Source organism: Mucilaginibacter galii (assembly GCF_014635825.1).
Lineage (GTDB): Bacteria > Bacteroidota > Bacteroidia > Sphingobacteriales > Sphingobacteriaceae > Mucilaginibacter > Mucilaginibacter galii.
The window spans coordinates 283,248-295,897 of sequence record NZ_BMDO01000004.1 but is presented as its reverse complement, the minus strand read 5'-3'; the positions used below and the strand labels follow the sequence as shown (position 1 = coordinate 295,897).

Genomic DNA, 12,650 nt, shown 5'->3' with positions numbered 1-12,650 from the left:
CTAAGCCAGTACTTCGTAGATAGTTACCGGTTTCGATTTATTTTTGAGTATCACATCACCAATTTTTTCGCAACTGAAAGATTCTTTGGCTTTATGATATACGTCTTCGGTAATGATAATTTGTCCGGCCTTAGCTGCCGATTGCAAACGTTGCGAAAGATTCACAACATCGCCAATTACCGTATAATCTAATCTTTTCAGCGAAGCCGAGCCAATATTACCTGATACCATTTCCCCCGAATTAATGCCAATGGATACTTCGGGTTTATAAGTTACATCTCCTGCCTGTATTTCAGGTGTTTTGCTCAATTGTTCCTTGGCAGCAAGAGCCGCGTCAATAGCCCTATCCAGATGGTATTCTCCTCTGAATACAGCCATCACAGCATCGCCCATAAATTTATCTACATGGCCGCCCTGCGCAATAATTTCTTTCACAATTTTATCGAACAAACCGTTAAGCAAATTAACTACCGTATTAGCGGGTATTTGCTCAGTAATAGAGGTAAAGCCACATACATCAAAGAAAACCACCGTTGCTTCGAGCACTTCATTCTTAAGCAGGCTACCTTCAAACTCCTTGTGTGTCATGAAGTTGAGTACGTTCTCGTCAACATACATTTTAAGGATGTTGTTCTCTTTAATAGCCTTAATGGTTTCCTGTAACTGCCTTACATGGAGTATGGTTTTTTCCATGGTTAGGTCCAGGTCGGCAAAGTCTACGGGCTTGGTAATGAAGTCAAACGCACCGCGGTTCATGGCGGTACGTATATTTTGCATATCGCCGTATGCCGATACCACTACCGCTTTAAGCATAGGGTTGGCTTCTGGAAGGCGGCTTAGCAGCGTTAGCCCATCCATCACCGGCATATTAATATCGCTAAGTACAACGTCTATATCGGGATGATCTTTAACGCGTTCCAGGGCTTCTTCCCCGTTTTGCGCGAATACGAACTCGTAAACGTTTTCCCTTATTTTTTTACGAAACTTTTGCTTAACCAACAATTCCAAATCGGCCTCATCATCTACCACCAGTATTTTAGCCATTATACAATTAAGGGTTTAAGTTTTTCTTTTAATAAGTTAAAATCGAGGGGCTTGGTTAAAAAGTCGTTAGCTCCCTTATCCATTGCCTGTTGGTAGCTTTCCTCGTCGCCATAAGCAGTAATCATCATTACCACAGGCGGCGGTGGTATACCGTAATCGTTTCTTATCCTGGTTAACAGGTCGAAACCACTCATGCCAGGCATGTTTATATCGCTCAAAATGAGCACAACTTCCGAATGCTTTTCTTTCAAATAGTCCAATGCTTCTTCGCCAGACAGGGCAAAGTTAAACTCGAGTTCATGATTGCGTATCTCTTTGCGAAACCGCTGTAAAAAAAGCGGCTGTACATCCGCCTCGTCGTCAACAACCAATATTTTCATATGAGGCTCAAATATAATTAAAAGTTAATGTGCTGCGGAGGTCCTTAAACAATCAAATGCTTTAAAAGCGCAAATTAATTGGTTAGGGGCAACTTTATGGTAAATTGAGTATAGTCGTTCTCTTTACTATCTATATCAATGGTACCGTTGTGAGCCTTTACAATAATGTCATAACTCAAAGATAAGCCCAATCCTGTACCTTCTCCTGTGGGTTTGGTGGTAAAGAACGGCTGCATAATTTTCTCCTTGATCTCATCAGGTATACCCGTACCGTTATCCTTTATCCTGATCTGTATAAAGCCGATCAGCAATGCAGTGCTTACCTCTACGGTAGGCTTATAATCAGAACTCGATTGCTTTTGCCTTTGTTGCACTGCATAGAAAGCATTATTAAACAGGTTAAGTATTACACGGCCTACATCCTGTTGAATAATGTTAACCTGTGGTAAGCCGGGCGTAAAGTTAGTGACCAGTGTAGCATTAAAAGATTTGTCTTTAGCCCGCAAACCATGATACGATAAACGGAAATATTCATCGGCCAGAACATTGATGTCGGCCAGTTCTTTTTGACCTGTGCTGGCCCGGCTATGCTGCAACATGCCTTTCACAATACCATCGGCACGTTTGCCGTGAAAGCCAATTTTTTCAAGGTTCTGTTTAACATCTGAAGCTATGGCTATAGCTTCTTCAATATCTCCGCGCTCCAGTTCCTGCTCCATTTCCTCGATAAGCTCCATACTTACCTCCGAAAAATTATTGACAAAATTTAGCGGGTTTTGAATTTCGTGCGCTATGCCGGCGGTTAGCTCTCCCAATGAAGCCATTTTTTCGGCCTGAATTAACTGCGCCTGTGTAGATTTTAGCTCGGTTACCGCCTGCTCCAGTTCGTTTTTCTGTAAGGTAAGTTCAGCTGTACGTTCTTTAACTAAGGCTTCAAGTTCTGCTTTCCGTTCTGCAGCCACCCTCAGGGCTTCGTCTTGCTTTTTAGAATTGGCAACCCGTGCAAATATCCAGATAAATGCACCTACTATAGCAATTTGAAAAACGCTTGAAAAATCTTCGTAGAAGTCCTCATTAATTAATCTCACACAGGCGCCTATGAATGCTGCGGCCAGCAAAGGCAAATGCGAAAAAAGGTAAGAATGAAAAGGTTTGAAGTCGGGTTCATTATATAAGTAGTAAAGCAAGCTTCCCAGAACCGCAACCCCCACAAAATCATTTAAAACACCATGCTTATCTTTCAAAAATGCGAAGAATAACACCACGATGGTAGCTGTACCTACCCAAAACATATTTTTCCATTTGGGCAATAACGGACTAAACTTCAGTGATCGTTGAAGATGTCTGATAAGTAGAAAGGCTGCCAAAAATGGAAAAAAATGCATGCTTTAAAGGATATAAATTATGATGGTGACGGTGTAAGTGATTTGTTGGTTAATTAACTACAAAATTTGCTAATAAACAAATACCTGCTATTAATATGTAGTTTATGGTATATTGTAACCATTTAATGCGTGTTTAGACGGGCATGGTACTGAAACATTTAATATCTTAGTCGGCAAAACGCGGAAAGCTTTATGCAATTTGAACAGTCAGGCAATTATATTATGAACAAGCTACGTAAAGAACTGCCTGCGCACCTGGTATACCACAGCATTGATCACGTTGCCGACGTTTATCAGGCTGCTGCCCGGCTTGCTGCGCTTGAGCACTTAAGCAAACCCGAAACTGAACTATTGCTTACTGCCGCACAATACCATGATGCCGGTTTCACGGTAAAAGCCGAAGGACATGAAGAGGAATCGTGCCGGATAGCACGGCAAGTTCTTCACGGTTTTGAGTATACACCCGAAGAAATTGAGCAGATCTGTAGCTTAATTAAAGCTACGCAGATTCCGCAATCGCCTAAGAACCATTTGGAAGAAATATTGGCAGATGCCGACCTTGATTACCTGGGGCGCGAAGATTACTTCATCATAAGCCAAAAACTTCATGAAGAGCTGGCGTTGACCGGAGAGATCAGCGCCAGTGAAGATTGGAAACAAACGCAAATCAATTTTCTCGAAAACCATCGTTATTTCACTTCAACTGCCATAAATTTGCGGCAAGCAGTAAAAGAAGAAAATTTAAGAAAGATAAAAGCATCCTAAACCACCAGCTTTATTTGAATGAAAGGCATACAACTACCCCATTGGCTTACTGATATAACATATACACTTATAGGTATCCTGTTTTGCGGCTTTGCCCTAAAAGGTTTCCTGGTACCCAACAAGTTTTTTGATGGAGGGGTTACCGGTATATCGTTATTACTTCATGAGCTTTATCATTTTAACATCGCTTATGTCATTGTGATTGTAAACTTGCCTTTCATCATTATGGGTGCATACCAGGTAAACAAGGCATTTGCCCTTAAAACACTGGTAGCCGTTATTGGCCTGGGGCTTTGTTTGTTGTATGTGCCTTATCCGCAAATAACGTCGGACAAGTTACTGGTTTCTATATTTGGTGGGGTGTTTATGGGTATTGGTGTGGGATTGGCCATACGTGGTGGTTGTGCATTAGATGGTATTGAGGTGTTAGCCTTATATACTGGTAAGCGTATCAGCTTCACTATCAGCGAGATCATCTTGGGAATAAACATAGTAATCTTTCTCATTGCAGCGTTTGAACTGGGCTTACCTACCGCCTTATATTCTATATTGACTTACTATACCGCATCGCGGACTATCAACTTTGTAATTGAAGGTTTGGAAGAATATACAGGAGTGACCATTATATCGGGCCAAAGCGAAGTGATTAAGCAGCAGTTAGTTATGCAATTAGGCCGTGGTATTACCGTTTACAAGGGTGAGCGTGGTTTTTTAAAGGACAGCTTCGATATTAGCCACCCGGTAGATATTGTATTTACCGTAGTTACCCGCCTGGAGATACGCCGGATGCGCAACCTGATCCACGTTATTGACCCTAAAGCTTTCGTGTTTACCAGTACAATTAAAGAAGCAACGGGCGGTGTGTTAAAGCGCCGTGCAAGACACTAATAAGCTCATAATGAACTAAAAACAAAAAGCCCTTGCTTTACAGCAAGGGCTTTTACGTTAAATTTATAGTGATATTTAAACCAATTTTACATTTACCGCGTTCAAGCCTTTACGGCCTTCTTCTACATCGTAAGTTACTTTATCATTCTCACGTACTTCGTCGATCAAACCAGATGAGTGTACAAAAACGTCTGATCTGTCTTCGGTTTGTGAGATAAAGCCAAAACCTTTTTCGGTATTGAAAAACTTTACTGTTCCTTCTTTTTGCATTGTATTGTATTTAATAAGTGCGCAAGATACGCATTAACATCCGCATATTTTCCTTATGGTGAAATTACTTAACAAAGCATTAAATTATGTAGCCGAAAGTTGTAATGTATTTTCAATTTACCACGCCTCACAGTTCCACACATAAATTCATATTTCCTTCAAAAAAGTTCATAGAACTTCAAATTATTAGATAACTGAACATCCTGGTTTTTCAAGGCTCGAAATTCAATTGAACCTCTGAAATGGAGATCAATAAAAAAGTGTTCTAAGAAAAAAAAATCGCCTGCAATGCGATGGCAATTAGTGCGGCAATTAAGGTGTTTAAAAAGTTAACGGCGTCATTCTTCAGAAACCCCTTGCGCTCCAAAACCGCACCCAAAATTGAGTCGGCCAGGTTGCCTGCCGTACCTGCCACTACAATGATCATGATGTACCATGCCCCGCCAAAACCTGCATAATACATTAAGGCAATTAAGACACTGCCCAACACGCCTAAAAATGTTCCCTCCAGACTTACTACGCCATCCAATCCGCGCTGGTCGGGCTTCCAGGTAATGATGTTGTAAAAGCGTTGACCATATAGAGTTCCCAGTTCGGAGGCCAGCGTATCGGCGGTGGCCGATGAAAAGCAGGCTGCAATGGCCAGGCTCCACCAATTGATATAAGCCGGAAACAACAAAGCTAATGCCCCGGCTATGGCGGCTACACCAGAATTTGCCAGTACCTGCCCGGCATTACGCCCGGCATGATCGGCTTCGGTAGTTTCCAGCTTTTTCTTGTCGGCTCTCCGCCATGAAGTGGCCGCAGTACCGGCAACAAAAAAGGCCGTCATCATGCCAATACCTGTAAAGCCGGCACCTGCAAAAGCTAATAAAGCGCATAATCCGCCGGCAATGGCACCCCATGCGGTAAGCTTTTTAAACCAAACGCTACACACCATGCCGGTCAGCAGGAAAACGGCCAATAAGAAATATACATTGAAACCTATCATATCATCAATTCAAATATATGAAGGTTTACAGGCTTGCGTGTATTATCCTCTAATAAGATTAATAGTTAGCTTTGCCTTCATGAAAGATGTACTGGGGCAAGCTATTTACGATCATCACACAAAAAACTCGCATGGCAAACTTTGGATACACAATACCTATGGTCCCAAAGAAGCCATGCCCATAGACGCTTACTTCAGGGAGGAAGACGACATGCCCGACCTGGAATGGCTGGCCCTGAACGAGTGTCGCGGCCGCGTGCTTGATGTAGGCGCCGGTGCAGGCAGCCACGCCTTGCAATTACAGGAGCGTGGTTTTGAAGTAAAAGCTATTGATATATCGCCGCTGGCCGTTAAGGTAATGCAGGAACGTGGTGTTAAAAATGCCGATACGCAAGATATATTTACTTACGGCGGCGAACAGTTTGACACCATACTATTATTGATGAACGGAATAGGCTTAGCCGGCGATATTAAAAACTTAAATAAATTATTAGCTATATTTAAAAATATGCTGGCCAAAGGCGGGCAGCTGTTGTTCGACTCGTCGGATATTGCTTATTTATATGATGGCAACTTACCGGCCGATAAATATTATGGAGAAATAACTTACCAGTACGAGTATAAGGATCAAAAAACGCAATGGTTTAACTGGTTATATATTGATGAGCATAAACTTACCGAGGTAGCCCTATCCGCAAGCTTTATTACAGAAGTTTTGTATGAAGACGAATTTAAACAATACCTGGTGAGGCTTACAACTGCTTAGTTAATGCAAATATTGTGTTAGCGCTTACTTTTTTGTAAAAAACATGATGCAAAGCCAATCATTTCCGGTTTTATTGGAGGTTTTGGTTAACTTTCATCGCATTATTACTGCTAATTAACTCAATAAGCTTTATGAAACAAACCCTATTTTGTGCCTTATTGCTATCAACCAGTGTTTGGGTAAAAGCCCAGGACGCCGTTGGATACCAAAAGCCGCCGCAGGCAATGACAGAGTTGCTCACGGCCAAACCAACCCCTACCGTAAGCATCGATTCGAAAGCCGAATGGATGGTATTGAGCGACCGAAACGCCTTACCTTCTGTTGAAGAACTTGCCCGCCCCGAAATGCGGATTGCCGGTATGCGGATTAACCCTAACAACTTTGCACCCAGCAGGCAGGTAATTTCTTTCAGTGGTTTAAGCTTAAAGAACATTAAAACCGGCAAAGTGTACCCTATTTTAGGTTTGCCAGCCGGTCTTAATGCAAGCGGCGTGAGCTGGGGCCCCGACGAAAGCAAATTTGTGTTCACGCAAACCAATGCCAAAAACGTTGACCTCTACCTCGTAAATGTACTTACCCACAAGGCAACCAAAGTAAACAAACTACCATTAAACAATGTAATGGGCGGCTTTGGCGGCGGCATTACCTGGGTAGATAATAACACCATGATGTATAAGGTTATTGTTAAACCTGCTACCATGGCGCCTGTACGTCCGCTTACCCCTACCGGTCCGGTGGTACAGCAAAACTTAGGAAAATCGGCACCAAGCGTTACTTACCAGGATTTGATCAAATCTCCTTATGATGAAAAATTGTTTGAGTTCTACTGTACTTCGCAATTAGTGATCAACAAAAACGGTATCGAAACTCCTGTTGGCAAACCGGCAATCTATGCTTCATTTACCTTATCTCCTGATAAGAAATATATCATGATGCGTACCTTGCACAAACCGTTCTCTTACCTGGTTACGGCACAAAGCTTCCCATCAAGCGTAACCATTACCGACCTGACCGGAAAAACCGTTAAAACGCTGGCCAACCTGCCATCGGGCGAAGTAAGGCCATCGGGTTATGATAACCTGCAAAACGTTCCGCGTAGTTTTGACTGGCGCGACGACGAACCGGCTACCATTACCTGGGCTGCACCGTTAGACAGTGGATTGATCCGCAAGAAAATGGATTATCATGACGTGGTATATGCTTTAAGCGCACCTTTTACCGGCGAACCTAAAGAACTATTCAAAACAGAGACCCGTTTCCGTAACATACAATGGGGCACTGCCGACCTGGCGCTGGTAAGCGAGGGTTTACGTTCTAAACAAACCTCAAAAGTTAGCCGCTTTAACCCAACTACTGGTAAACTGGAAAAACTTTGGGAACGCAACCAAACGGACGTTTATGGTAACCTGGGCGACCCGGTAACCAACAAAAATAAATATGGCCGAAGTGTAGTTATGCCTATCGAAAACGGCACTAAGTTGCTGATGAACAACGTAACCGGTTCGTCGCCTAAAGGTGATTTGCCTTTTTTGGCCACGTTTGATTTGAATACCAAAAAGAGTGATATCATTTGGCGGAGTAACGAAGGTCAGTACGAGTATGTTTACGACGTTATTGACCCGGCTAAGCTGACTTTGATCACCCGTAAGGAAACACAAACCGAGGTTCCGAACTACTACATCAAAAATCTAAAACTCAGAATTGCCGACCAGCAAATTACTTCGTTTACCAACCCTTACCCGCAAATGCAGGGTGTAACCAAGCAAAAAATATCTTACAAACGCGCCGACGGTGTAGATATGACCGGCGATTTGTACCTGCCTAAAGGTTATAACAAAGAAAAAGACGGACCGTTGCCGGTATTGATCTGGGCCTACCCTGCCGAATTTAACTCTGCCGATGATGCCGCACAGATTCGTGGTTCAAAAGACCGCTTCATCACCATTAACCCGGGTGGCCCTATATTCTTTGTTACCCAAGGTTATGCGGTTTTAGATAATGCATCAATGCCAATTGTTGCTAAAGATGGTAAAAAACCTAACGACACCTTTGTTGAGCAGTTAGAGATGAATGCCAAAGCAGCCATCAACAAACTATCAGACTTGGGCGTGGGCGACCGCAACCGCATGGCTGTTGGTGGCCATAGCTACGGTGCCTTTATGACGGCTAACCTGTTAGCACATACCAACCTGTTTAAAGCCGGTTTGGCCGAGAGTGGTGCTTACAACCGTACCCTTACGCCTTTTGGTTTCCAGAATGAAGAGCGTACTTATTGGGACGACCCTAAACTTTACTATGAAATGAGCCCTTTCAGCTATGCTGATAAGATCAAAACTCCATTGTTATTAATACATGGCGATGCCGATGATAACACCGGTACCTACCCTATTAATAGTGAGCGCTTATTTGCTGCGGTTAAAGGCTTTGGTGGTACCGTTCGCTTTGTGTTCTTACCATACGAAGCACACGGTTATCGCGGTCGCGAAAACCTGCTGCACAAATTGTGGGAGCAATACCAGTGGATGGAAACGTATGTAAAGAAAGCTAAACCAGCAACTACAGCACAAATGGATTAGTATATTATGCGGAGCTTACCGAAGAATTAGCCAGGCGGCGAATGATTCGATATGCGCAGCATGACAAGTTTTGACAAAAGAGCCTTCACTGCTATAGTAGTGAAGGCTCTTTTGTTTTTGTATCACTATTAATCGTGTCAGTCTGAGCTTGTGGAAGACTCAGCAAGGCGGCTAACGCTTCAGCAGGACCAGCATGATATGATCAAAAATCTACTTTTGCTTTGAAGCATTCTTACTTGCACCCTTTACCTTCATCTGGAAAGTGTAAACTGCTTTAGAGGCGGTAATAAAAAGCACATCGCGGTTCTTTCCGCCAAAGCATAGGTTTGCGGTCCACGGTTCAGCAATTTCAATCCAGCCTACCTTCTCTCCTTTGGGGTTAAAAATACTTACCCCCTTACCGGTTAAATACACGTTACCTTCATCATCCAGCGTCATACCGTCTGAGCCTTGGGCTGTAAACAATTGCTGTTCGGTTAGTGCGCCGTTTGCACCGATGGTAAAGCGGTAAGTTTTATCGCCGCCAATATCGGCAACGTAAAGGTATTTGCCATCACTGGTGCCGGCAATGCCATTGGGCTTTTTCAACTTATCGCTAACCATAATGGCCTGGGTTTGGCCAGGTGGCAGGTAATAAACCTTTTCACCGTCAATCTCAGGGTGCTTGCGGGTCCAGTAATCGCGCTGGTAGTAAGGGTCGGTAAAAAAGATACCGCCTCTACCATCAACCCAAAGATCATTAGGGCCGTTAAATTTATGTCCGTTATAGTCGTTTATCAATACTTTATACTTTGTGCCATCGGCCGCAATGCTCCAGATCTGGTTTTGCTCATCGGCGCAGGTCAGCAGGTTGCCATGCTTATCAAAGTACATTCCGTTAGAGCGGCCGGTGTGGTTGCTAAATAAGGTAAGTTTACCATCGGTGGCATATTTCCAAATCGAATTATTAGGCTGATCGGTAAAAAACACATCGCCATGTGTATTGGCAGCGGGGCCTTCAGTAAAAGCGAACTGCTTGCTAACTAATTGCGGCTTGGTTTGCGGGTCGAATAAATTTGCAGGGCCGTGCGTTATGGTATCCATGGGTTGAATGCTTATGGTTAAGTTTGCCCTCGGGCTGTTGCTAAAATGTATGGCAGAAAATAAGCTTAACGGTAACAGCACTGTTAAACATGCTTTAGGTAAAAAATTCATAGGTGATAATTTTTTCTAAACATCGTAATTAGCAATTTGTAAAACAACAACGGTTATAGCGTATTAGTTTACTCATGTATTCAAAAGAACAGGCATCGCAAATAAAGCAAAGTTTTTGGACCACCTTTGGCCAGTACATCGCTCCGCAATTATCGGCAGAGGGTATGAAAATTAATTGGGTTAATTACAAAACAGGGATTAAACATGTAAACTTTCGTATGCAGGCCGAAAGCCGTATAGCCAGCATTGGCATAGAAATAACCCATCCCGATGCCGGTATACAGGAACTTTTTTTTGAACAATTTAAAGAGCTAAAATTAGTACTGACCGGTGCGTTGAACGAAGACTGGGAATGGGAATTGCACGGGCACGATGAATACGGAAAAACGGTGAGCCGTATATATCATCAACTTAACAACGTCAGCATTTTTAACAGGAACGACTGGCCTGCGCTGATCTCCTTCTTTAAGCCCCGTATTATTGCTTTAGACGAATTTTGGAGCGATGCAAAGTACAGCTTTGATGCATTAAAGTAAATATATTTAATGCAGGGGCACGATTTGTGCTAAATAACTAATATGTTTCAATTAATAATATTAACGCTGTTGAGTGCCTACACTACTTCTTCCGACAAGAGAATGTTGCTCATTTTTGCAGACAAAGCCAGCAACCCGGCGCTAAAGGAACAAATGCAAGCGCTTAAAGCCGACACCAGGGGTTTAGCCGAGCGCGATATTGAAATACACACTTACTACGGCGACCGCGACATCAAGATGTTTAAGCATAAAAAGATCAGGTCAAACTACACCGTTATATTAGTTGGTAAAGATGGCGGCGATAAATTGAGGGTAACCAGCCCTGTCACCTTAAAAACGCTATTTTCTACCATTGACGAAATGCCCATGCGCCAAGCCGAAATGGCCCGGCTGGTGAAGTAGTGTATTTGTAAATACATTAAATACCTATATTTGCGCTTTATATAAAAAATCGTAGATATATGCCGGAGTTATCAGTTGTTATAACTGTGATGAATGAGAGGGAAAACATTAAACCCCTTATTGAAGAGATACGAAAAGCTTTGCCGGCTATTGACTATGAAGTAATTTTTGTAGACGACGGATCGGAAGACGGCACGCAGAAAGAAATTGTAGCCAACGCCGATGAACGTATTAAACTGGTTGAACTTCGTAAAAACTATGGGCAGAGCACAGCCATGACTGCCGGTATTGACCACACCACAGGCGAATACATTGCCCTACTAGACGGCGACTTGCAGAACGACCCTAAAGATATTCCCTTTATGTTGCAGAAGCTGAAGGATGAAGATTGGGATGTGGTAGCCGGCAACCGGGCTAACCGCCAGGACGGTGTGTTTCTACGCAAAATTCCAAGCAAAATAGCCAATGCACTTATCCGTAAAATGACCGGCGTTTACATTAAAGATTACGGCTGTACGTTAAAAATATTCAAGCGCGAAATAGCTGAGGATTTAGGCATATACGGCGAGCTTCACCGTTTTATTCCTGTATTGGCCAAATTACAGGGTGCCAGTATTACGCAGGTAGATGTTACGCATCATGCCCGCATATTCGGCAAGTCTAAATATGGTATTAACCGCACGTTCAAGGTTATCAGCGATTTGATCCTGATGGTGTTCTTCCGTAAGTATATTCAAAAACCAATGCACCTTTTTGGAAGCGTAGGTTTTGTAGCTTTCTTCCTGGGAATTATTATTAACGCTTACCTGTTGGTGTTGAAACTGATGGGCCACGATATTGGCGGCAAGCCTTTATTAATACTGGGCCTAATCTTTTTATTAGGTGGCGTACAACTCATTACCCTGGGTATATTAGCCGAGGTGAATGTGCGGACCTACTTTGAGTCGCAAAACAAGAAAACCTACCAAGTACGTAAGCTCTATGATGGAAAGAGGTTTATTAAACCACAAACCAGTCAGCAAATAAATACCATAGCATAAAAAAAGGGCTTCGAATCATCGAAGCCCTTTTTCGTTATCCACTATTGTGGAGGATTTGTTTTGGTAGTATCTCTTTTCATTGTGTCGCGAGCCGTACTATCGGTTGTGGTAGTAGTTGGCGTTGTCGACATGGTAGATGATGAGTCGGTAGCTGTGCTGTCACCGCTTCCGCTTGCTGCGCGCTCAGAGCTGCATCCTGCTGCTACTGATGCTATGATTGCCGTTATAAAGGCAAAACTTAAAAATTGCTTTTTCATAGGATTTCGATATTTGTTAAATCTTATAACAGGTATTATTCTGATATTGTTTAAGTTGTATTTAAAATAGTTGCATTTATACCTGTTTAACGCCTATTAGGCCACAAATTTTGCCGGTTTATACCAATCAATTTCTTCCATACGTTATATATTAGC

The 12,650-nt window shown here is 42.8% G+C and carries 14 protein-coding genes; 7 read left to right on the top strand and 7 right to left on the bottom strand.

What is annotated here, in order from left to right; translation table 11 throughout:
- The 3 genes from IEV61_RS09815 to IEV61_RS09805 form a co-directional block, all read right to left on the bottom strand.
- Nucleotides 1-1,044: an adenylate/guanylate cyclase domain-containing protein gene (locus IEV61_RS09815; protein WP_229747086.1), complete on the bottom strand. Its 1,044-nt coding sequence runs from the start codon at nucleotides 1,042-1,044 to the stop codon at nucleotides 1-3.
- Nucleotides 1,044-1,424 carry a response regulator gene (locus IEV61_RS09810; protein ID WP_188416130.1) on the bottom strand — a complete coding sequence of 127 codons (381 nt, stop codon included), beginning with the start codon at nucleotides 1,422-1,424 and terminating at the stop codon, nucleotides 1,044-1,046. The genes IEV61_RS09815 and IEV61_RS09810 overlap by 1 nt, the downstream gene beginning before the upstream one ends.
- A gap of 74 nt (nucleotides 1,425-1,498) precedes the next feature.
- A complete protein-coding gene (locus IEV61_RS09805) occupies nucleotides 1,499-2,809 on the bottom strand; it encodes a sensor histidine kinase (protein ID WP_188416129.1) in 1,311 nt (436 codons plus the stop codon).
- A 192-nt stretch (nucleotides 2,810-3,001) separates the two neighbouring features.
- Between IEV61_RS09805 and IEV61_RS09800 the strand changes: the two genes are divergently transcribed.
- Both IEV61_RS09800 and IEV61_RS09795 read left to right on the top strand, forming a co-directional pair.
- Nucleotides 3,002-3,574: an HD domain-containing protein gene (locus IEV61_RS09800; RefSeq protein ID WP_188416127.1), complete on the top strand. Its 573-nt coding sequence runs from the start codon at nucleotides 3,002-3,004 to the stop codon at nucleotides 3,572-3,574.
- Between the two features lie 18 nt (nucleotides 3,575-3,592).
- Nucleotides 3,593-4,462, top strand: a complete 870-nt coding sequence (locus IEV61_RS09795) for a YitT family protein (RefSeq protein WP_188416125.1) — start codon at nucleotides 3,593-3,595, stop codon at nucleotides 4,460-4,462.
- Between the two features lie 75 nt (nucleotides 4,463-4,537).
- On the opposite strand, the gene IEV61_RS09790 is transcribed toward IEV61_RS09795, so the two are convergent.
- Nucleotides 4,538-4,732 (bottom strand): cold-shock protein, encoded by a 195-nt coding sequence (locus IEV61_RS09790; protein ID WP_188416123.1) that lies wholly within the window; start codon nucleotides 4,730-4,732, stop codon nucleotides 4,538-4,540.
- Between the two features lie 265 nt (nucleotides 4,733-4,997).
- Nucleotides 4,998-5,723, bottom strand: a complete 726-nt coding sequence (locus tag IEV61_RS09785) for a DUF92 domain-containing protein (protein WP_188416120.1) — start codon at nucleotides 5,721-5,723, stop codon at nucleotides 4,998-5,000.
- Between the two features lie 79 nt (nucleotides 5,724-5,802).
- Between IEV61_RS09785 and IEV61_RS09780 the strand changes: the two genes are divergently transcribed.
- Together IEV61_RS09780 and IEV61_RS09775 are read left to right on the top strand one after the other, a co-directional pair.
- Entirely contained in the window at nucleotides 5,803-6,489 is a 687-nt protein-coding gene (locus IEV61_RS09780) for a class I SAM-dependent methyltransferase (protein ID WP_188416118.1), read from the top strand.
- A 131-nt stretch (nucleotides 6,490-6,620) separates the two neighbouring features.
- Nucleotides 6,621-9,065 (top strand): alpha/beta hydrolase family protein, encoded by a 2,445-nt coding sequence (locus IEV61_RS09775; protein WP_188416116.1) that lies wholly within the window; start codon nucleotides 6,621-6,623, stop codon nucleotides 9,063-9,065.
- 210 nt (nucleotides 9,066-9,275) lie between these two features.
- Here the strand turns inward: IEV61_RS09775 and IEV61_RS09770 are convergent, their stop codons facing one another.
- Nucleotides 9,276-10,148 (bottom strand): SMP-30/gluconolactonase/LRE family protein, encoded by an 873-nt coding sequence (locus tag IEV61_RS09770; RefSeq protein WP_188416114.1) that lies wholly within the window; start codon nucleotides 10,146-10,148, stop codon nucleotides 9,276-9,278.
- A 185-nt stretch (nucleotides 10,149-10,333) separates the two neighbouring features.
- On the opposite strand from IEV61_RS09770, the gene IEV61_RS09765 reads away from it, so the two are divergent.
- The 3 genes from IEV61_RS09765 to IEV61_RS09755 are packed head-to-tail and all read left to right on the top strand — an operon-like array spanning nucleotide 10,334 to nucleotide 12,237.
- On the top strand, nucleotides 10,334-10,795 hold the full coding sequence (locus tag IEV61_RS09765; protein ID WP_188416112.1) for a DUF4268 domain-containing protein: 462 nt from the start codon (nucleotides 10,334-10,336) through the stop codon (nucleotides 10,793-10,795).
- A 42-nt stretch (nucleotides 10,796-10,837) separates the two neighbouring features.
- Nucleotides 10,838-11,197, top strand: coding sequence for a DUF4174 domain-containing protein (locus IEV61_RS09760; RefSeq protein ID WP_188416110.1), 360 nt, complete (start codon nucleotides 10,838-10,840; stop codon nucleotides 11,195-11,197).
- 59 nt (nucleotides 11,198-11,256) lie between these two features.
- Nucleotides 11,257-12,237: a glycosyltransferase family 2 protein gene (locus tag IEV61_RS09755; RefSeq protein WP_188416108.1), complete on the top strand. Its 981-nt coding sequence runs from the start codon at nucleotides 11,257-11,259 to the stop codon at nucleotides 12,235-12,237.
- Between the two features lie 41 nt (nucleotides 12,238-12,278).
- Here IEV61_RS09755 and IEV61_RS09750 read toward each other — a convergent pair whose 3' ends face one another.
- On the bottom strand, nucleotides 12,279-12,494 hold the full coding sequence (locus tag IEV61_RS09750) for a Vmc-like lipoprotein signal peptide domain-containing protein (protein ID WP_188416106.1): 216 nt from the start codon (nucleotides 12,492-12,494) through the stop codon (nucleotides 12,279-12,281).
- Nucleotides 12,495-12,650 lie beyond the last annotated feature (156 nt).

Coding starts and splice junctions, on each gene's coding strand:
- IEV61_RS09815 (WP_229747086.1), bottom strand. CDS start 1,044: ATGGCTAAAATACTGGTGGTAGATGATGAGGCCGATTTGGAATTGTTG.
- IEV61_RS09810 (WP_188416130.1), bottom strand. CDS start 1,424: ATGAAAATATTGGTTGTTGACGACGAGGCGGATGTACAGCCGCTTTTT.
- IEV61_RS09805 (WP_188416129.1), bottom strand. CDS start 2,809: ATGCATTTTTTTCCATTTTTGGCAGCCTTTCTACTTATCAGACATCTT.
- IEV61_RS09800 (WP_188416127.1), top strand. CDS start 3,002: ATGCAATTTGAACAGTCAGGCAATTATATTATGAACAAGCTACGTAAA.
- IEV61_RS09795 (WP_188416125.1), top strand. CDS start 3,593: ATGAAAGGCATACAACTACCCCATTGGCTTACTGATATAACATATACA.
- IEV61_RS09790 (WP_188416123.1), bottom strand. CDS start 4,732: ATGCAAAAAGAAGGAACAGTAAAGTTTTTCAATACCGAAAAAGGTTTT.
- IEV61_RS09785 (WP_188416120.1), bottom strand. CDS start 5,723: ATGATAGGTTTCAATGTATATTTCTTATTGGCCGTTTTCCTGCTGACC.
- IEV61_RS09780 (WP_188416118.1), top strand. CDS start 5,803: ATGAAAGATGTACTGGGGCAAGCTATTTACGATCATCACACAAAAAAC.
- IEV61_RS09775 (WP_188416116.1), top strand. CDS start 6,621: ATGAAACAAACCCTATTTTGTGCCTTATTGCTATCAACCAGTGTTTGG.
- IEV61_RS09770 (WP_188416114.1), bottom strand. CDS start 10,148: ATGGATACCATAACGCACGGCCCTGCAAATTTATTCGACCCGCAAACC.
- IEV61_RS09765 (WP_188416112.1), top strand. CDS start 10,334: ATGTATTCAAAAGAACAGGCATCGCAAATAAAGCAAAGTTTTTGGACC.
- IEV61_RS09760 (WP_188416110.1), top strand. CDS start 10,838: ATGTTTCAATTAATAATATTAACGCTGTTGAGTGCCTACACTACTTCT.
- IEV61_RS09755 (WP_188416108.1), top strand. CDS start 11,257: ATGCCGGAGTTATCAGTTGTTATAACTGTGATGAATGAGAGGGAAAAC.
- IEV61_RS09750 (WP_188416106.1), bottom strand. CDS start 12,494: ATGAAAAAGCAATTTTTAAGTTTTGCCTTTATAACGGCAATCATAGCA.